Origin of the sequence: Fundicoccus sp. Sow4_F4 (genome assembly GCF_052116145.1) — a bacterium.
Lineage (GTDB): Bacteria > Bacillota > Bacilli > Lactobacillales > Aerococcaceae > Fundicoccus.
The window spans coordinates 799,663-820,230 of record NZ_JBQKLQ010000001.1 but is presented as its reverse complement, the minus strand read 5'-3'; the positions used below and the strand labels follow the sequence as shown (position 1 = coordinate 820,230).

Below are 20,568 nucleotides of genomic sequence, written 5' to 3'. Positions count from 1 at the left end.
TGAAGACACTACGGAGAAGAGTAGTTAAAAGTTACTCCGTTCACCGCGTTAAGGTTAGAGGTAATGATACATTACAAATTTAGGTGGTACCACGCAAATTTCCGCGTCCTATGACAATTATTCGTCATAGGCGCTTTTTTTATATTCAGGAGGAAAATTATGTTAATTCAAAAAATGAAAGGGACAGAAGATATTCTGCCTCAAAACTCTTATAAATGGCAATTCGTTGAAGATTCAGCAAGAGCTGTATTTGACACTTACCAATTTAGAGAAATTCGTACACCGATGTTTGAAGCTTTCGACTTATTTAGTCGTACTGTTGGGGATACATCGGATATTGTTTCTAAAGAAATGTATGATTTTATGGATAAAGGAGATCGTCGCTTAGCTTTAAGACCAGAAGGTACTGCTCCTGTAGTAAGGGCTTATGTTGAACACAAGTTATTTGGACCAGAGCATCCACAACCTTTAAAAGTTTACTATATGGGGCCAATGTTCCGTTACGAAAGACCCCAAGCAGGACGTCAACGTCAATTTAACCAAATTGGTGTAGAAGTATTTGGTAGTAGAAATCCTGCAACTGATGCTGAAAGTATTGCTTTAGCATGGGATTACTTCCAAGAGTTAGGTATTGAAAAATTATCAATTCAATTGAACTCATTAGGTAAGCCAGAAGCAAGAGCGGCATACCGTGAAGCACTTGTTGCTTATTTCACACCAATACAAGATCAATTAAGTGCGGACTCACAACGTAGATTATCTGATAATCCATTAAGAATTTTAGACAGTAAAGATCCTAAAGATAAAGAGTTAGTAGCAGACGCACCTGTGATTTTAGAGTTTTTAAGTGAAGAGAGTCAAACACACTTTAGCCAAGTGCAAACCATGTTGAAGGCACTGGATATTCCATTTGAAATCAATCCGTTAATCGTTAGGGGTTTGGACTATTATCAAGATACAATTTTTGAAATTGTTGTCGAAGACGATACGATTGGATCACAATCAACAGTCTGTGGTGGTGGACGTTACGACGGATTAGTCGAACAATTAGGTGGACCATCTGCACCAGGCTTTGGTTTTGCAATGGGTGTTGAACGCTTAATGCTTCTATTGGAAGAACAAGAAGTTGACATTCCTACTGAAGAACCATTAGATGTTTACGTAATGGGCTTAGGCGAAGCAAGTAATGTGATGGCTTTACAACTTGTGCAAGCAGCTAGAACAGAAGGTCTGTTAGCAGAACGTGACTACTTAGGACGTAGCATGAAGTCACAATTTAAAACTGCTGCAAAGCTTCAAGCTAAATTGGTAATGACTGTCGGAGATAATGAAGTGGAACAACAAGTTGTTCAATTAAAAAATCAAGAAAATGGTAAACAATCGACTGTGAAACTGGATGAAATATTAAAAGATTTCTCAGGGGTTTACCGCCGTGCGACAGTTGACACGAGTGAAATAGATAAATATTTTAGAGGAGAATTATAATGAGTAAGCAAAGAACAGTATACTGTGGATTAATCGAACCATCTTTAGTCGGTCAAACGATTACGTTAAAAGGTTGGGTTCAAAAGCGTCGTGACCTTGGTGGTGTAATATTTGCGGATTTACGTGATCGTGAAGGCTTTTGTCAAGTAGTCTTTAATGCTGAATATTTAAGCAGCGACGAGATGGAAACAGCTGATAAATTACGTAGTGAATATGTAATTGAAGTAACAGGTACACTTAAAGAACGTGAAGCAACTCAAATCAACCCTAAAATTCCAACAGGACATTATGAATTGTTCGCGGAAGAACTGACTTTATTAGCCAAATCTAAAACACCACCTATATATATCGAAGATGATTTAGATGCTGACGAAGAAGTACGTTTACGTAATCGTGTATTAGATTTACGACGTCCGAAAATGTATAACAATTTAAAACTAAGACATCAAGTAACGCGTGCGATTCGTAACTACTTAGATCAATTAGACTTTATTGATGTAGAAACACCTTACTTAACAAAATCAACCCCAGAGGGTGCACGTGACTATTTAGTGCCAACTCGCCGTGAAGCAGGCAAGTTTTACGCCTTACCACAATCGCCACAATTATTTAAACAATTATTAATGGGTGCAGGATTTGACCGTTACTATCAAATCGTTCGTTGTTTCCGTGACGAAGATTTACGTGGAGATCGTCAACCAGAGTTTACTCAAGTCGATTTAGAAACAAGTTTCTTATCTCAAGCTGAGATTCAAAGCTTAACAGAAGAAATGTTAAAAGAAGTTGTTAAAGCAACTAAAGGAATCGAACTGATAGAAGCCTTCCCAACGATGACATACGAGAAAGCCATGGCTGAGTACGGAGTGGATAAACCAGATATTCGTTTTGAAATGAAATTGGTTGATTTTACAGATATGGCAGAAACATCAGAATTTGGTGTCTTTAAATCGGTCGCACAGAGTGGCGGTCAGGTCAAAGCAATTAACTTAAAAGGACAAGCCGATGCCTATACTCGTAAGACAGCAGATGGGTTAATTGATATTGTTAAACCATACGGAGCGAAAGGTTTAGCTTGGTTAAAAGTCACTGAAGAAGGCTTTAACGGACCAATTGCTAAGTTCTTTGCGGGAGAAGAAGAAAGTAAATTAATCACTGACCGTCTGAATGCGTCAGTGGGTGATATTCTATTTTTCGTAGCAGACAAAGCAGAGGTAGTGGCCGCTTCATTAGGTGAGTTACGTGTTCACTTAGCAAAAAAACATCAGCTGTTTGATCCGAATGCTTTAGAATTTTTATGGGTTACAGACTGGCCAATGTTTGAATATGACGAAGAAGAAGGGCGCTATGTCGCAATGCACCATATGTTTACTGCACCACAACACGATGATCCAGCAGCTGTGAAAGCAAAACCAGCAGAAGCATTAGCTCAAGCTTATGACATCGTCTTGAATGGTTATGAAATTGGTGGCGGAAGTATCCGTATCCACACCCTTGAAATGCAAGAACAAATCTTTGACTTAGTAGGCTTTACTCGCCAACAAGCAGAAGAGCAATTTGGCTTCTTATTAAATGCATTAGAATACGGCTTCCCTCCGCACGGTGGACTCGCTCTTGGTTTGGACCGTTTAGTAATGTTACTTGCAAATGAACCGAACATTCGTGAAGTGATTGCTTTTCCTAAAACAGGCCGTGGTGTTGATCTATTATCAAGTGCACCTGGTTATGTAGAAAACAGTCAATTGAATGAATTACACCTAAATATTCGTAGTCAAAAAGACTAAACACACTACCCAACTGGCATAGTCTAGTTGGGTTAAATTATTTAGAATAATAGTTAAAAGGAGAATGCATTCATGTTATTAGGTTCCCATGTTTCAATGAGTGGAAAAGAAATGTTGTTAGGTTCAGCTAAAGAAGCTGCGTCATATGGCTCCAATCTTTTCATGATTTATACAGGAGCACCGCAAAATACGCGCCGTAAAGACGTCTCGTTGTTCCGGTTAGAAGAAGCGAAGGCTTTCATGGCTGAACATGGCATTAAGTTCTGTACGGTTCACGCTCCTTATATCATCAATTTAGGCAATACAGTTAAGGAAGGTTATTTCGAATTTGCTACAGATTTTTTACGACAAGAAATTGAAAGAGTAGAGTATATCGGGGCGAAGCAGATTACCATGCATCCTGGTGCTCATGTGGGACAAGGAGTAGATAGTGGTATTGCACAAATTGTTCGGGGACTTAATGAAGTTTTGACCCCAGAGCAAACACCACAAATCGCTTTAGAAACCATGGCAGGTAAAGGTACTGAAATTGGCCGTAATTTTGAAGAATTAGCATGTATCATTGATGGAGTGACCTATAATGAAAAATTATCCATCACGCTGGATACTTGCCATGTCTATGATGCGGGTTATGACATTGTCAATGACTTAGACGGCGTATTAAATGATTTTGATAAGATAATTGGTTTAAATCGTTTGAAAGTTTTACATATCAATGACTCGAAGAATCCTTTTAAGAGTCATAAAGATCGTCATGCTAACATTGGGCAAGGAAGCATTGGTTTTGAAACTTTAAATCGTATTGTCCATCATCCGCAATTAACTCATATTCCGAAAATATTAGAAACCCCTTGGCTACCTTTAAATGAAAAGAAGAAAGTAGCGCCTTATCGTCATGAAATTCAAATGCTTAAGTCACAGACCTACAATCCAAACTTGATGACTGACATCATCGAACAATAATATAAAATCCCCTCAGTACTCAATTTGAGTACTGAGGGGATTTTAATTTGGGTTTAAAAGGAAAGGGGAACAAGTTTCATAATCTCTGAAATAATATGCGCTGATTCTTCAATACTTCGATCTGCCACGTTGATGACTGGACAGCCTAATGTACGGTAAACTTCATCTGCATAAGCTAATTCCTGTTGAACTCTTTCAGAAGAAGCATAACGAGAGCCTTCAGGAATACCGTATTCTAACATTCTTATTTCTCTGTGTTTATTCACTACGGAAACATTATTTGTCAAGCCGATGATTTTCGACTTGTTAATTTCAAAAAGAATATCTGGCAATTCATTTTCAGGTATTAAAGGTAAATTACATACTTTATATCCTAGAGTCGCTAAGTACATACTGAGCGGTGTTTTACCGGTTCTTGAAATGCCTAACAAGACGATTTCAGCTTCACCAATCCCTTTAGGATCTTTTCCATCATCATATTTCATACAAAACTCCATTGCTTCAATACGGTCAAAATACTCGTCAGACAGTTCATGTTGAGCACCAGCTAAAGACGTTGCTTCGATACCTAAACGACGTTGTATTTCTAACGTGAATGGTTGAATGAGATTGTAGCAAATCAATCCCGTTTCAATACACTTTTGTTCGACGTATTTAGCCAATTCCGAATTCGCAATTGTCATAAATAATAAACCATCATATTTCAACGCATCATGAGTGATTTCATCGATTTTTTCAATATTTGAAATAAAAGTATATTTGTGTAATACTGTTTTTGCTGATGGGAAATGCACAAGGGCAGCTCTGGCTACTTTCTGTGCTGTTTCACCAATCGAATCTGAGAGAATAAAATAGTGTAAGGTTTGATTTTTTTTATCCATGCAAATCCTCCTCTTCTATTCTCACATCATAGCATAAAATGAAAAAGGAGCAATGATGATGAAAGAAAAAAGCAAGCAAATTTCACAAACAAGTGAACTTGTAACTGCCGGTATCAAACAATTAAAAGCAGCTGGCTTTAAATTAACCAAAAAGCGACAAGAAATCATCGAACTGTTCGCACAAACTCAACGCTATTTAAGTGCAACTCACATTCATCAAGAAATGAGTGAACGTTATCCAACGATGAGTTATAATACGACGTATCGTAATATTTATGACTTCGTGGAAATTGGTTTATTAGAATCAACTGAATATAATCAAGAACAACTTTTCCGTTTTGACTGCTATTTATTAAATGAAAAGAAAGTAGAAAATCATCATCATCACCATTTTATTTGTCGTGAGTGTGGCTTAACGCTATTATTAGATGCTTGTCCGATGCAACAAGTGACGACTGATTTAACTGGAGTTGTGATTGAATCACATCGATTTGAAGTGTTTGGATTATGCCGAGAATGTGCAAGCAAACTTTCGGCAAATCATGCAGTACCATAAGGGGAAAACTATATTTTTTAATAAAACAAGTCTATTTATCAAATAAAGTTAAAAAAAATATTAAAATTCGTCATATTCATTTGGAAAATAGCTTGAAAATGATTCGGTTTTTGCTATAATGTTAGAAGGACTTTATTTAGAAACTTTATTTCTAATGAAGGGTTACTAAAAGCTCGGAGGGAGGGGAACCATATGTCAAAAACAGTTATTCGCGATAACGAATCATTGGATGACGCTCTTCGTCGCTTCAAGCGTAACGTTTCAAAAACAGGTACTTTAAGAGAGGCTCGTAAACGCGAGTATTATGAAAAACCAAGTGTTAAACGAAAATTGAAATCTGAAGCAGCTCGTAAAAGAAAGTTTTAGTATCTGGTAAAGGCTGATTGTAAGGTTAATTATGGTCAATCTTATCATGAACGTTAAGCAAGCGATGAAAACTAAAGACTAAGAACCCTAAAAATCATTCGGATGCTGAAAGCAGCACTGCAAAATGAGCAGATTAACTAATCTGATTCCGTATCAACCGATCAGGAGATAACCGCAATTGCACGCGAAAGAAAGCAGCCAAACGATACTTTAGCTGAATTTAATCCGTTTAGTCTCTAGGATTTTCGGGTTAAATTCTCCATGAAATACCCATCGTCGAATGAACTTTTAACAAAATCTTTTTAGAATTTGTTAAAGTTCTAGTAAAACGATGCCTAAACTTAAAGGTCAAGCAGATGGAATTATGGTGAAATGCATAACGCGATCACTATAGCGCTAGATGCTGCTTTAAAAATTAAGCGTCTCATTTTTTAATGGGACGCTTTTTCTGTACTTAAAATTAAATACTCAACTAACTGTTCTCGAAACAGCAAATTAAGGCATAAATAACTTGTTAACAATGTCTATAAGTAGTCATTTAAAATAAAAAGTGAACTTAACTCAACGAATATTAAGCACTCAACCTGTCCTAATAGACTAAAGAAAGCCTATTGCTATGAAATTGATCGGTAAGTTTATATCTGTCGTGTCAAGTTGTTGCATCCAGGAGCACTGTGAATAAAGTTCAACTATCTTATCACAATAATATAATATAGAGTTGTATTGCAGTCGTTTGGCGGCGTTTACAATCGGTAGCTATTGGGGGCTATTCAAGTTGAATAGAGAATTGATTAGAAAAGTTACTTTCGCGTTACCAATTACGAAGGCATACTTAACAACTAGGTTGTTAAGCATAATGATAAATTAAAAGGAGCTTTCTATATTGAACAATTAATCCCTTATATACTTGCATTTTTCGGTGGTATTTTCGACGCTGTTTTTGGAGGAGCAACCGTATTTATAATGTTTGGTTTTTTTGGTCTGATTGGAATTGGCTTAATCGTTTCGACAGGGTCAGATGTGTTTTTAAATACAGTGGTCTTAAGTCCTATCATTAGTTCTGAAATATCATTTGCTGGGGCAGTTGCAGCAGCTGCTTATTGGGCAAGGTGACACGAGAGAAAGAGAAATTAGATTCAACGGCAGAAATTTTCGATGGCTCTAATATTTTTGCTCCATTAGTAACCACAAATAATGTGGGCGTATTACTAGTCGCAGGAGTATTTGGTGTTTTAGGTTACACAATAACTTCATTATTAAATGGATCAGGTTTCCTAGCAGATAATATTGCAGTAGGGGGTGTAGGGACAAACATCTTAGCTAGATTATTATTTGGCGAAGTTTAGTGAGTCAACTACCAGCTGACGTTAGTAAAGTTGAATTATTAACGAAACCACTAATGTTCAATATGATTTGGAGCTTTGCTTTAGCGGTTATCATCGGTGGTGTGATTGATGTCATTCAAATCCCGCTATTCGGCTTTGTTTTAGGGGCATTCGTCCTAATCTTTATTGCAGCCGGTATCAATATACCTATGGTACATCATATCGCTTTAATCGCAGACATTGCGATGTTAACTTTCGATAATGTTTGGCTGGCTGGAGTATTTGGTGTGATGGCCAATTTGCTTTGTGACTTTATCGGCATACACATTAACGCTAGAGTTCGATCACATATTGATCCACCTGCAGCAGCGATTATCATTTTAAGTTTAGTGTTAGCTTTTATATAAATTCAACACAAACTAGTATGAACAGTTTATTACTGTTGATACTAGTTTTTTTGTTGCCATTATTAAACAAACTCTTCAAAAGGAAGCCCCTTATTTTTCCGAGTATGGCTAATCGATCTGTGGAGGAATCAAAAGAAGCTACTCAAGCTTCACGATGGCTAAACTAATCGATTTAATTTGTTCAAATTTCCGCTCAGTTGTGATATTGTTAGATTATTCAAACTGAAAAGGAGACAACTATTTGAGTGAAACTAATAATTTTTCGAGTCAACTGATTGTCACTAACCCCAATTGGCTAATTGCTTTATTGGGCACACAGGATAAGTACGTTAATTTAATAGAAGATAACTTTGCAGTCACCATTGCAAATCGAGGCGAAATGATTAATCTGTCGGGCGAAAACGAACAAGAAGTCGAACAAGTCCGTCAACTCTTATTAAATTTACTACAATTAATGGAACGAAACATTACACCACGGACGATGGATGTCATGACCGCCATTAAAATGACTCAGAATAACACCTTAGATTATTTTTTAAATTTATATGACGAAGTAGTAGGGCGAGCTGCAGACGGTAAAGCAATTCGAGTGAAAAACTTTGGACAATTACAATATGTTAAAGCTGTCGAAACACACGATGTCGTTTTTGGAATAGGACCAGCCGGAACTGGTAAAACATTTCTAGCAGTTGTTCTTGCCGTACAAGCATTACGAGAAGGCACCGTTAAAAAAATTATATTAACAAGACCGGCCGTTGAAGCTGGAGAAAGCCTTGGCTTTTTACCTGGGGATTTGAAAGAAAAAGTCGATCCGTATTTAAGACCGATTTATGATGCCTTATATACTATATATGGGACAGAGCAGACCAATCGCTTAATGGAAAGAGGCATTATTGAAATAGCCCCTCTAGCTTACATGCGTGGACGAACATTAGACGATGCTTATGTTATCCTGGATGAAGCTCAAAACACAACAATTGCACAAATGAAAATGTTTTTAACCCGTTTAGGTTTTGGATCTAAAATGATTATTAACGGCGATAAGACTCAAATTGACTTGCCAAACGGAGTGAAATCAGGTTTGATTGATGCAGAACATAAATTAAATAATGTACGACGAATTTCTTTCGTGCAATTCGATGAGTTCGATGTGGTGCGTCATCCGGTGGTCGCGGATATAATAAGAGCTTACAATGAATAATTAGTTTTCTGTCATTAAAGAATGGAGGAATTGGATGAACCGTAGATTACAACGTTTTCAAGCGTTACTCGGACATTATTATATTCCACTCATGAGTTTCATTTTGTCACTTTCAATTATTCTCTTAGGCTATTCAAATGTACAACCTATTGAGTATAATTTTCAACTTAATCAAGTCGCTCAAGATACAATCTTAGCTCCTGTCACTACTGAGGATGTCGAACAGACTGAGTTGAATAGACAAAGGGCGAAAGATGCTGTGAATGATGTCTATTTATATCAAGAAGATATTCGAACGCAACAGCTAATGATTATCGAACAATATTTTAGTTTTATTCGCCAGTTAAAGAATGAATCTCATTCAAAAGAATCAATTCAAGCGCTAATAGAGGATAATGCTCAATTAATTGAGTCTGGCGTTATCGAGCGAACATTATTAAATCAATTTGCTAATGTCAATCGACCACAAGGACAGACTGTTACTTTTATGCAATTGGATGCGGTCGAGCAACTATTAGTTTATGAAATTAAATTATCCGATCAAGTAGATGGTATAAAATACTTAGGCAATAACATTAGTACGTCAACTTTGAGTCATATACTGTCAATCGATTCTGAAACATTATCTGCCTTTCAATCAACTTTGACTGAACTGGTAGCTAAAACTTTAGCTGAAGAGATTCAAGCAAATAATATTGAAGGTCATATTAATATAGGTGAACAAAACATTAGCAATGCTTCTTACAGTTTAGACGCGAGACTCGCTTTAACTGATTTTCTTAACGGTTTGATTATACCCACGATGACTTATAGTGAAAGCGAAACTGAAAGACGCCGTGAAGAAGTGGCTAATGCAGTACAACCTAGCTATATCCTACAAGGACAAGTAATCATTCAAGAAGGACACATCATTGGTGACGATACGATGCGCCAATTAGAAATTTATGGTTTCTTAGATCAGGCCTCTCAAAATACATTGGCTTACGCATTTTATAGCACAGTCATCTTCCATGGTATCGTAATGATAATTGTCTTTACGAAACGCTTTAAGTGGTCAGAAATCGATTTAGCCAAGCAAAATATGGAAGCTACAGCTTATACATTGGTGATGTTATTTGGTTTTGCTTTGTTAAAAGGCTTCCATTTAATGCAATCAAGTGGCTTAACGTATGCAACATTAGTCGTACCAGTGTTTTTGATTCCCTTTATGATAACACCACGAACCAATCCAAGAATTGGCATTCTATCTGTGTTATTTTTTAATATACTCGCCTTATTTGTAGTAAACGGATATGATAATTTAACAGTTATCACATTAACGACACTGTATTATTTTTTCAGTAGCATTTTAGGAATGATGTTTGTATTAAAAAAAGGAAGCTATCGTTACAATTTCTATGAATTCTTTTTACCTTTGTTTTTATGGCATTTAGCTATTGCGGTACCTTTGTTACTGAGTTTAAATGTCAATGTATTCTCGGAACAAGGAACAAGTATCATTTTGTTAATGGTAACGAATGTACTTTTTGTCAATATGATTTTATTTTTTGTGACACCGTATTGGGAACAGTTGTTAGTTGATAAAGCAGCTTTAACATTAAATCAACTTGGAAACTTAAATCATCCATTACTCAAGCGTCTGATTGAAAATTCTCCAGGTACCTACCATCATAGTATTCTAGTTGCTAATTTAAGCGCGAATGCGGTGGAAGCTATCGGAGGCGATTCATTATTGACGAGAGTAGCGGCCTATTACCATGATATTGGAAAAACAGTTCATCCTCGCTTTTTTACAGAAAATGTCAATTCAGGCATGGAATCACCACACCAAATGATTGCTTCACAAGAAAGTGCGGCAATTATTATGGGACATGTAACTGAAGGGACAAAGATCCTAGAGGAGAGTTCAATGCCAAAAAGTATTATTGATATTTGTATGCAGCATCATGGAACGACATTGGTGAAGTATTTTTATTACCAAGCTAGAAAAGATAATCCAACTGTTAATGAATGTGATTTTAGATATCCAGGACCAAAACCTCAAACAAAGGAAGCAGCAATTGTAATGATTGCAGATTCGGTTGAGGCAGCGTCGCGTTCATTAAAAGAATACAATCAAAAATCAATAGAAACTTTAATAGATAATATCATTGATGATAAAATAAATGATGATCAATTTTCTGATTGTGATTTAACAGTAAATGATTTAAAAATTGCTAGACGCTCGTTAATATCAGGAGTAGCCGGCATGTACCATACTCGAGTAGAGTATCCGAAATAAAACGCAATGAATGGAGAATTTTAGATGATTATCGATATTATTGATGATGAGAGATATTTAACAACCGAACAAGTCACATTGATTCAAGAGGTAGTTGAATTAACAGCTAAATACTTAAAGATGACTGGGGAAATTGAAGTGGATATTTCGATTGTGTCGAATGAGGAAATACATCAATTAAATTTAGAGTATCGACAAATCGATCGTCCAACAGATGTTCTAAGTTTTGCTTTAGAAGAAGTGAGTAGTGAGTTTGATATCACAGATTTCAGCTCATTCACATTAGACTCAGAGTTTACTGAAGATGAGAAAGAAGTTTTACTCGACGATGATCAATCACTTGAACAAGCTATGCCAAGACATTTAGGTGACATCATCATCTCTTACCCTAAAGCGCACGAGCAAGCGGTTGAATATCAACATTCATTTGAAAGAGAGCTTGCTTTTCTGGCAGTTCACGGCTTTCTACATTTAAATGGATTTGATCATCAGACAAAAGAAGAAGAAGCCGCCATGTTTGGTATTCAAGAAGAGGTGCTAAGTCAGCATGGTCTCACCCGATAAACAATTTATAAGAGATAAAAGTCGCTCCTTAGCCACGTCTTTTAAAGATGCTTTTGCAGGTTTAAACTATACGTTTAATAATGAGCGTAATTTTCGAATTCACACTGTCGTGACACTTTTAGTCGTTACGGCAGGTTTTGTTCTTAATATCAATAAAATGGAATGGCTAGTAGTTATTTTATGCATTAGTCTTGTTATGGCAGCAGAGTTAGTCAATACTGCCATTGAGACAACGGTTGATTTAATTGTAGGAAGTACATACCATGAACTCGCTAGAATTGCTAAAGATGTTTCGGCCGCTGCAGTAGTTTTATCTGCACTCTTAGCCGTTGTTATTGGATTTGTCGTATTCCTGCCATATATTTGGCAATTATTTATCAGTTTTTTATAAGAATAGGAGTAATTATGAAAGAAAAGCAAGCATTTAAATCAGGTTTCGTCGCAATTATAGGTCGTCCAAACGTAGGGAAATCTACATTACTTAACCGTATCGTAGGACAAAAAATTGCCATTATGTCTGATAAAGCACAAACTACAAGAAATAAAATTCAAGGTGTCTTCACTGATGATGATTCACAAATTATTTTTATTGATACACCAGGAATTCACAAGCCGAAGCATGCATTAGGAGATTTTATGCTAAAAACGGCATATAGCGCCTTAAAAGGGGTTGATGCGGTTTTAGTCGTTGTGAATGCAACAGAGAAAATTGGACCTGGAGATCGATTAGTTATAGAAAAAGCTAAACATAGTCCAGTACCAGTTTACTTATTAATTAACAAAATTGACTTAGTACATCCTGATGAGTTATTTGCGATTATTGATTCATTCAAAAATGAGCATGACTTTGATGAAATTTTCCCTATCAGTGCCAAGGAAGGTAGCAATGTTCCTGAGTTAGTAAATAATTTGAAGAATATTATTCCAGAAGGGCCACAATATTATCCTGCCGATCAAGTAATGGATCACCCAGAATATTTCGTTGTGGCGGAATTTATTCGTGAAAAGATTTTAATGTTAACTCGTGAAGAAATCCCTCACTCGGTAGCTGTTCAGGTTCAGAGCATGCAACGTAATGAAGACGGGAAAATTGAAGTTCAAGCAACTATAATTGTAGAACGTAAAAGTCAAAAAGGGATTATCATTGGCGCTCAAGGAAGTATGATTAAAAAAATTGGCCAATTAGCACGTCGTGATATTGAGACGTTGTTGGATGATAAAGTCTATCTAGACTTATGGGTTAAAATTCAAAAGAATTGGCGTGATCGTCAGTCAAACCTTATGGATTACGGCTACAGACCAGATAATTATTAATCTTAGGACAAAGGAGTGAAGGGATGAATGAGCGTTTTGAGGGGATTGTATTGTTTAAACGAAAGCATCGCGAACATGATGCTTTAGTCAAAATTTTTACTAATGATTTTGGGACCCGTATGTTTTTCGTTAAACGCTTAGAGAAACCTAATCATCCTTTAGCTAGTCAATTGATTCCTTTAACAATTAATGATTATATCGGCACGATTAATCTAGATGGACTTTCATTTTTAAGAGAGGCGTCTACGTTAGAGTTTAATCGCAAAGTCCAAGAGAATTTCATGACTCAAGCTTACGCTGCTTATGTTTCACAGCTGGTAGATGCAGCGGTTGACGATAATGTGCCACATAGAAAATTATATGAAGTATTCAAATTAGCTCTACAACAGATGAATCTGGATAAGTCACCAGAAGTGATTACAGCTTTCATAGAAATCTATCTATTGCCTGAATTTGGCACGCATATCCAATGGCATCAATGCGTGATCTGCGGATCCACGCAACAACCATTTGATTTTAGTATAAGAAGGCAAGGAGTCTTGTGTGAAAAGCATTTTCATGAAGATGATTTTCGACTAAGAATCTCACCCAGAGCGATGTATGTAGCAAGTGTTTTGGCAAAAGCCGAATTAACTCAAATTCAATCAGTGAATGTTTCTTCAGAAACTCTGACAAACATTAAACGACTTATGGATGAAATTTATCAAGAATTCGTTGGATTGAGATTAAAAAGCAAAAGTTACTTAGATCAAATGTTAGAAGTTAATCAATCGATGGTGAGTTTATTAGAAAAGCGTCAAAAGCCATTATGAGGCATTTTTGTAATTACTGACTGTTAAACTTGACATTCGAAACTTTAACTTTAGTTTCATTGACATTTGAAAGTGAAGTTAGTAAAATAAGTATCACATCCAAAACATATAGTAAAGAAAGTTCAGCGACTCTAGGACAGTGCAAGCTAGAGCAATTTCGATGGCTGTTTTGGAACAATTTAATCTATCAATAAAGTGCTAGTGTTTACTAGAATTAGGGTGGAACCGCGAATTCAATTCGTCCCTATGATTAACAGATAATCGCTTATCTATTAATCATAGGGATTTTTTGTGGGTAAATGTACTTTAAGAAAGTGGATAGCACTTGTATAACAGTATAAGAGTGAGGAGAAAGATTATTATGCAAAAGAGAACCGTTCAATCAATTATTTTAACTTTGCAGCAGTTTTGGTCAGAACAAGGTTGCTTAATTTTACAAAGTTATGACACTGAAAAGGGTGCAGGGACAATGAGTCCTTATACGTTTTTACGTGCTGTTGGTCCTGAACCTTGGAATGCAGCTTACGTTGAGCCGTCAAGAAGGCCAGCGGACGGACGTTATGGAGAAAATCCGAACCGTTTATACCAACATCATCAATTTCAAGTGGTTATGAAGCCTTCACCATTAAATATTCAAGAACTTTACTTAGAAAGCTTAGTCGCCATTGGTATTGATCCTTTGGCACACGATATTCGTTTCGTTGAAGATAACTGGGAAAACCCTTCATTAGGTTGTGCTGGATTGGGTTGGGAAGTATGGATTGATGGTATGGAAATTACTCAATTTACTTATTTCCAACAAGTTGGTGGATTAAAATGTGATCCAGTGACAAGTGAACTTACTTATGGTCTTGAAAGATTAGCAATGTACATTCTTGATGTTGAAAATGTTTATGATCTTGATTGGATTGATGGCGTTAAATATGGTGATATATTCCTACAACCTGAGCGTGAACATTCTACTTATTCTTTTGAGCACAGTAATACAGAGATGTTATTTAAACAATTTGAAGCGTATGAAGAAGAAGCACTAAAGTTGATTGAATTACGTTTAGTTCATCCTGCCTATGATTACATCCTGAAATGTTCTCATACATTTAATTTACTTGATGCTCGTGGCTATATATCTGTTTCAGATCGACCAGGTTATCTTGGTCGCATTCGTAAGATGGCTCGTAATATTGCGAAAACATTTGTTGAAGAAAGAGAAGCACTTGGTTTCCCATTATTACATGAGAACCAATCGGTTGTTGAATAAGGAGGAAATGAGATGGCAAAACAATATTTACTAGAAATTGGATTAGAAGAAGTCCCTGCTCGTTTCTTGTTAAGTTTAAGTGAGCAATTAAAAGAACGTTTGGCAACATTCTTGACAGAAGAAAGAATTTCTTTTAGTCATATCAATAGCTATGCGACACCAAGACGTCTAGCAGTTATTGTAGAGAATATAGCTGAAAAGCAAGCAGACTTAAATGAACGTGTTAAAGGACCTTCAATTAAACTAGCTAAAGATGACACAGGTGCGTGGTCAAAAGCAGCACAAGGCTTTACACGTGGCCAAAAAGCAACACTAGATGACTTGGTTATCGAGGGTGATTATGTCTACATCGATAAATTTGTAGCAGGTGCATCAGTTGAGAGTGTTCTAACAAACGTTGATTCTGTATTAAAGAATATGACATTCCCTGTTGCGATGCACTGGAGTAATGTTCCTACTCCATTTATCCGTCCAATTCATTGGATGGTGTCACTGTTAGATACTCAAGTGATTCCATTTGAATTTGTTGGTGTTAAAGCAAGTAATGTTACTAAAGGTCACCGATTTTTAGGACACGATGTCACAATCAATCAACCAAGTGACTATTTAGCAAGTCTTAAAGAACAATTTGTGTTAGCAGACTTTGATGAAAGACGTACACTAATACGTGAACAAGTAGAAGCGATTGCCGATGCAAACTCGTGGGATGTTCCAATAGATGACGCTCTTTTAGAGGAAGTGACTGCTATTGTTGAATGGCCGACAGCATTTTATGGTGAATTTGAAGAAGAATATCTAGCTGTACCAGAAAGTGTGCTAATTACAGCGATGAAAGATCACCAACGTTACTTCTATGCTATATCAAAAGAAACTGGACGTTTATTGCCAGTGTTTATTTCAGTTCGTAATGGTAATGCAGAACATATTGAAAATGTTATCAAAGGGAACCGTAAAGTTCTTAAAGCTCGATTAGAAGACGCATTGTTCTTCTATCAAGAAGACTTAAGTCATGATTTAACATACTACCTTGAAAAACTCTCTACAGTGAATGAACACGTTAAAATTGGTTCTTTTGCTCAAAAGCAAGCGCGGGTAAAAAAAGGGATTGAAATACTTGGTGAAATTCTTGAATCAAGTAATATTTCATCAGAAACGATTGCTACGAGTGCTCGTGCGGCACTTATCTATAAGTTTGATTTATTAACTCAAACTGTTGGGGAATTTGATGAGCTGCAAGGACAATTAGGAAAAATCTATGCAACTTATTTTGGAGAGAGTGAAGCAGTAGCGGCGGCTATTGGTAGTCAGTATTTACCAGTAACTAGTGGCGGAAAGCTTCCAGATACGACTGCCGGAGCAATGCTAGCCCTTATTGATAAGTTAGATACACTAGCAAATTATTTTAGTATTGAATTAATTCCTACTGGTTCGAATGACCCATATGCCTTAAGACGTAAAGCGCTTGGGATTGTTGAAATCATTCTAGATCAAGCATGGAATTTTGATATAATTGAATTACTTAATAAAGTGAGTGTCGAAAATCAATCTGAAGACTGGATTATTTTTAAAGATAAATTAGTCAACTTTATTAAAGGTAGAGTACAACAACATCTTGAAACTGATCAAATTGACCATGATATCATTCAAGCTGTTTCAAAAGTATCCCATTTAAATGTATACTATATAGTAGAGAGTGCACACCAGTTGCAATCTTTAAAAAATACACAAGCTAGTGACTATCGATCAATGGTAGAAGCAATGACGCGTGTGGTTAATTTAGGGTCGAAAGTTAAAGAAATGACGGAAGTAAATCTGAACTTAGCTGAAACAGTTTCGGAAACTAACTTACTTAAACAACTACAAACGTTAACAGCAACGAGTCCCAAAGAGATATTAGCTCAATTTTCAAGTTTAGTTGAGAAAATAAACGACTACTTTGAGCATAATATGGTAAATGCTGAAGATGAACAATTGAAAAAAAATCGTCAAGCAACAATGAAATGTTTAACTCAGTTCATTATGCAAATGGTAGATCCAAGAGAATTAATTAGTAAATTTGATTAAATATTATAATAATATGAACGGAAGGAGTGAAGTGTATGTCTACATTTTTAGATCGTGCAAAAGTAAATGTTAGAGCCGGTAAAGGCGGAGACGGAATGGTAGCCTTTAGACGCGAGAAATATGTGCCAGATGGTGGACCAGCCGGCGGTGACGGTGGAAAAGGCGGAAGTATTATCTTTCGTGTTGATGAAGGTTTAAGAACCTTGATGGATTTTCGATATAATCGTCATTTTAAAGGTGAAAATGGACAGAATGGGATGAGTAAAAGTAAATACGGAGCAAATGCCGAAGATTTAGTTGTTAAGATCCCGCCAGGTACAATTATCAGAAATAGTGAAACTCAAGAGATTCTAGGGGATTTAGTAGAAAATGCTCAAGAATTAATAGTCGCTAGAGGAGGTCGTGGAGGTCGAGGGAATATCAAGTTCGCGACTCATAAGAACCCGGCGCCATCTATTGCTGAAAACGGAGAACCAGGTGAAGAGTTTGAATTAGAACTAGAGTTAAAAGTTCTTGCTGATGTTGGATTAATCGGCTATCCAAGTGTAGGTAAATCTACCTTACTTTCTGTTATTAGTAATGCTAAACCTAAAGTAGCAGATTACCAATTTACGACATTAGTACCTAATTTAGGTGTTGTTAAATTAAAAGTGGATCAAGAATTTGTTGTGGCTGATATGCCTGGTTTAATTGAGGGAGCATCTGAAGGTGTTGGTCTTGGAATAAACTTTTTACGTCATATTGAGCGAACCAAAGTCCTTATACATGTTTTAGATGTGTCAGAAACTCACGGCCGTGATGTTTTCCAAGATTTCTTAGACATCATGCATGAATTATCTAACTATAATGAAAAATTATTGTTACGCCCAATGATCATTGTGGCGAATAAGATGGATGAGGCGATTTCTGCTGAAAACCTAGTAACATTTAAAGAAAAATTAGCTGAGCATTATGCTGAATTAAATCAAGAAATGCCAGAAATTTTCGAAATTAGTGCTTGGCAAAACAAAGGTCTTCAACCATTATTGCAAAGAACTTACCAATTAGTACAAACTTCTGATTTTATCTCTTTAGAAAATGAAGTAGAAGAGAAAGTACATTACACATTGGATGACGACGATGCCTTTGAAATTGAAGAACTTGAACCAGGACACTGGCTAATTACTGGACGCAAGATTGAAAAACTTTATGCGATGACTAACATGGCTCATGATGAAAGTATCGCTCGCTTTGCACGCCAAATGCGTGGAATGGGAATTGACGATGAATTACGTCGTTTAGGGGCACAGAATGGAGATACTATTCAACTATCAGATTTCTACTTCGAGTTTATGGATTAGGTGAAAGCTATGGATCACAAACAAGTTAATGCGCCAGTCAAAAGATTAGCTATATTTGACGGATTAAAAGGTGTGTCAATTTTGACCATTATTGGTTATTATTTCTTTGAACATATCGTTCCAGGTGGATTCCTTGCTGTTAATTTATTCTTATTTATTGCAGGATTCTTTAATTTCAGAAGTTTATATTCAGCAAATGTGAGAGGTGAAAGTTTAAATGTTTTAAATTTTTACCGATTACGCTTTGGCCGTCTTTTTTATCCAATGTTATCCATGATTGCTGTGACGATAACTTATATTCTGTTGTTTGCAAGAGATTATTTATTTAATATTAGAAACATGGCCGTCTCGGCTTTGTTTTTCTTCAATAACTATTATCAAATTATTAATAATCAATCTTATTTTGTACAAGCAGCAAATCCAAGTCCCTTCACACATCTATGGTACGTAGCACTTTATGGTCAATTAATACTTTTAGTTCCTATCATGATAAAATTGTTTTACTCTTGGCATAAAAAACCAGGAACAACTGCAAATATTCTGTTAATCATTTCAGTATTATCGGCAGTCTTACTTGGCTATTTGTATAAAGAAGGACAGGATCCAACAAGAATTTATTATGGATTATTAACGAGAGCGTCTGCATTTACTTTTGGTGGAGCTGTAGGCTTGTTGTATCCCGTGAAGTTGGTACCTAAACCAATGAATGCTAAAGTCAAAGTTCTATTTAACTGCTTAGGTTTAGTGGCATTTGTGTTAGCTTTCTTTATGGTGAAATTTATGTACGGTACTCATGCTTTTGCCTACCAATTCGGAATGACTTTATTCACATTGGTCAGTGCAATCTTGGTTATGTCATCAATTCATCCAGCAACAATTTGGAATAAGTTTTTCAGTTTAGGAATCTTTACATTTTTTGGTAAAAGAAGTTTTTCATACTACTTATGGTTTTATCCAGTATATTTAATTGTTTCTAGGCATTTATCGTTCTTTAACACAAATATCTATTTAAATTTTTTAGTGCAATTTTTAGTTATTATGATTCTAAGTGAAGTAACTTATCGCTTATTTGAAATTAAACAATGGAGCTTACCCATTGGACAAGATTTTAACTTGAAAAAATCAAGATATCAATTCAACTATTTAAGAAATAATCCGAATAGTTTAACGGGTATTAAGATAGCAACTGGTAGTTATGTTTTTGTGTTGATAATGGGATTAGTAGGGGTTATAGCTTCTCCCGAAGAACGTAGCCAGACGGCACAGAACCTTCAAGATGTCATTGAAGCTAATCAAACGGTTGCCCAGCAAACTCAAACGTTAGATACTGAAACAGTTAAAGTGGTAAATAATATTGAAGGCTTGACCCAACAAGAACTACTGTTTGCCAATGGCCTAGATATTAGTTTTATTGGTGATTCGGTCTTGTTAGCTAGTACATCAGAAATCCAAAGTGTGTTTCCAAAAGCTGTTGTAGATGGAGAAGTAGGACGCCAATTATATAATAGTTTTTCTGTATTAGAGTCTATGAAACAAAACGACTTACTCAAACCAACGGTCGTTACAATGTTAGGTTCCAACGGAACGTTCACAACCGCGCAGCTTAATGACTATATTGAGGCGGTTGGAACAGATAGAGATCATTATATCTTAACGGTACATGTAAATAGAGCATGGACTGATGACGCAAATAGACAAATTTATGCAGCCGCTCAACGTTATGGGAATGTAAAATTAATTGATTGGGCAGGATACGCTAATGATCATCCGGAATGGTATGCAGATGCTGGTATTCATCCTAATGATGTGGGTGGTTTGGAATTAGCGAAGTTAATCGCGAAAGAAATTTATCGCCAACGATAAAATTAATAGTTAAGGGTGATGATTAATCCGGACTTTTATAGTAAGTAGACTCGCGTTTTTTCGACCTGTCTATTACTTAAAGGGTCCGGATTTAATTTTCAATTAAA

Annotated in this window: 19 protein-coding genes and 1 other annotated feature (1 of these 20 only partly in view); of the genes, 18 read left to right on the top strand and 1 reads right to left on the bottom strand. The window is 36.1% G+C overall.

The features are described 5' to 3' along the window. Nucleotides 1–114, top strand: a binding site (T-box leader); it begins 81 nt to the left of the window's first position. Nucleotides 115–159: 45 nt separating this feature from the next. The 3 genes from hisS to ACTQ5J_RS03695 all read left to right on the top strand — a co-directional run bounded on the left by hisS (nt 160) and on the right by ACTQ5J_RS03695 (nt 4,229). Continuing rightward, on the top strand, nt 160–1,485 hold the full coding sequence (gene hisS / locus ACTQ5J_RS03705; RefSeq protein WP_441750658.1) for a histidine--tRNA ligase: 1,326 nt from the start codon (nt 160–162) through the stop codon (nt 1,483–1,485). Then, nucleotides 1,485–3,266: an aspartate--tRNA ligase gene (gene aspS / locus ACTQ5J_RS03700; RefSeq protein WP_441750657.1), complete on the top strand. Its 1,782-nt coding sequence runs from the start codon at nt 1,485–1,487 to the stop codon at nt 3,264–3,266. Before hisS ends, aspS begins: the two co-directional genes overlap by 1 nt. Before the next feature lie 72 nt (nt 3,267–3,338). Then, on the top strand, nt 3,339–4,229 hold the full coding sequence (locus tag ACTQ5J_RS03695) for a deoxyribonuclease IV (RefSeq protein WP_441750656.1): 891 nt from the start codon (nt 3,339–3,341) through the stop codon (nt 4,227–4,229). A 53-nt stretch (nt 4,230–4,282) separates the two neighbouring features. Here ACTQ5J_RS03695 and ACTQ5J_RS03690 read toward each other — a convergent pair whose 3' ends face one another. Continuing rightward, the gene (locus ACTQ5J_RS03690; protein ID WP_441750655.1) at nt 4,283–5,110 is read right to left on the bottom strand and encodes a pyruvate, water dikinase regulatory protein; all 828 of its coding nucleotides are present in this window, start codon (nt 5,108–5,110) and stop codon (nt 4,283–4,285) included. A gap of 58 nt (nt 5,111–5,168) precedes the next feature. Here ACTQ5J_RS03690 and ACTQ5J_RS03685 point away from each other — a divergent pair, with 58 nt between their 5' ends. The 15 genes from ACTQ5J_RS03685 (at nt 5,169) to ACTQ5J_RS03615 (ending at nt 20,461) form a co-directional block, all read left to right on the top strand. Continuing rightward, nucleotides 5,169–5,666, top strand: a complete 498-nt coding sequence (locus tag ACTQ5J_RS03685; RefSeq protein WP_441750654.1) for a Fur family transcriptional regulator — start codon at nt 5,169–5,171, stop codon at nt 5,664–5,666. A gap of 192 nt (nt 5,667–5,858) precedes the next feature. Continuing rightward, nucleotides 5,859–6,032: a 30S ribosomal protein S21 gene (gene rpsU, locus ACTQ5J_RS03680; protein WP_441750653.1), complete on the top strand. Its 174-nt coding sequence runs from the start codon at nt 5,859–5,861 to the stop codon at nt 6,030–6,032. A 963-nt stretch (nt 6,033–6,995) separates the two neighbouring features. Next, nucleotides 6,996–7,145: a hypothetical protein gene (locus ACTQ5J_RS03675; protein WP_441750652.1), complete on the top strand. Its 150-nt coding sequence runs from the start codon at nt 6,996–6,998 to the stop codon at nt 7,143–7,145. Next, nucleotides 7,133–7,378: a hypothetical protein gene (locus tag ACTQ5J_RS03670; protein ID WP_441750651.1), complete on the top strand. Its 246-nt coding sequence runs from the start codon at nt 7,133–7,135 to the stop codon at nt 7,376–7,378. Before ACTQ5J_RS03675 ends, ACTQ5J_RS03670 begins: the two co-directional genes overlap by 13 nt. Further along, complete coding sequence (locus ACTQ5J_RS03665) at nt 7,378–7,764, top strand: hypothetical protein (RefSeq protein ID WP_441750650.1); 387 nt, start codon at nt 7,378–7,380, stop codon at nt 7,762–7,764. The genes ACTQ5J_RS03670 and ACTQ5J_RS03665 overlap by 1 nt, the downstream gene beginning before the upstream one ends. 241 nt (nt 7,765–8,005) lie before the next feature. Then, the gene (locus ACTQ5J_RS03660) at nt 8,006–8,965 is read left to right on the top strand and encodes a PhoH family protein (protein ID WP_441750649.1); all 960 of its coding nucleotides are present in this window, start codon (nt 8,006–8,008) and stop codon (nt 8,963–8,965) included. A 34-nt stretch (nt 8,966–8,999) separates the two neighbouring features. After that, nucleotides 9,000–11,246 (top strand): HD family phosphohydrolase, encoded by a 2,247-nt coding sequence (locus tag ACTQ5J_RS03655; RefSeq protein WP_441750648.1) that lies wholly within the window; start codon nt 9,000–9,002, stop codon nt 11,244–11,246. A gap of 24 nt (nt 11,247–11,270) precedes the next feature. Beyond that, entirely contained in the window at nt 11,271–11,810 is a 540-nt protein-coding gene (gene ybeY, locus ACTQ5J_RS03650; protein ID WP_441750647.1) for an rRNA maturation RNase YbeY, read from the top strand. After that, nucleotides 11,794–12,201 carry a diacylglycerol kinase family protein gene (locus ACTQ5J_RS03645; RefSeq protein WP_441750646.1) on the top strand — a complete coding sequence of 136 codons (408 nt, stop codon included), beginning with the start codon at nt 11,794–11,796 and terminating at the stop codon, nt 12,199–12,201. The genes ybeY and ACTQ5J_RS03645 overlap by 17 nt, the downstream gene beginning before the upstream one ends. Nucleotides 12,202–12,215: 14 nt before the next feature. Further along, nucleotides 12,216–13,124: a GTPase Era gene (gene era, locus ACTQ5J_RS03640; RefSeq protein ID WP_441750645.1), complete on the top strand. Its 909-nt coding sequence runs from the start codon at nt 12,216–12,218 to the stop codon at nt 13,122–13,124. Nucleotides 13,125–13,147: 23 nt separating this feature from the next. Next, entirely contained in the window at nt 13,148–13,936 is a 789-nt protein-coding gene (recO, locus tag ACTQ5J_RS03635) for a DNA repair protein RecO (protein ID WP_441750644.1), read from the top strand. Between the two features lie 358 nt (nt 13,937–14,294). After that, entirely contained in the window at nt 14,295–15,194 is a 900-nt protein-coding gene (gene glyQ / locus ACTQ5J_RS03630; protein ID WP_441750788.1) for a glycine--tRNA ligase subunit alpha, read from the top strand. A gap of 12 nt (nt 15,195–15,206) precedes the next feature. Then, complete coding sequence (gene glyS, locus ACTQ5J_RS03625; RefSeq protein WP_441750643.1) at nt 15,207–17,258, top strand: glycine--tRNA ligase subunit beta; 2,052 nt, start codon at nt 15,207–15,209, stop codon at nt 17,256–17,258. A gap of 35 nt (nt 17,259–17,293) precedes the next feature. Beyond that, nucleotides 17,294–18,598 carry a GTPase ObgE gene (gene obgE, locus ACTQ5J_RS03620; protein ID WP_441750642.1) on the top strand — a complete coding sequence of 435 codons (1,305 nt, stop codon included), beginning with the start codon at nt 17,294–17,296 and terminating at the stop codon, nt 18,596–18,598. A gap of 9 nt (nt 18,599–18,607) precedes the next feature. After that, nucleotides 18,608–20,461: an acyltransferase family protein gene (locus tag ACTQ5J_RS03615; RefSeq protein WP_441750641.1), complete on the top strand. Its 1,854-nt coding sequence runs from the start codon at nt 18,608–18,610 to the stop codon at nt 20,459–20,461. The last annotated feature ends 107 nt before the right edge of the window (nt 20,462–20,568 follow it).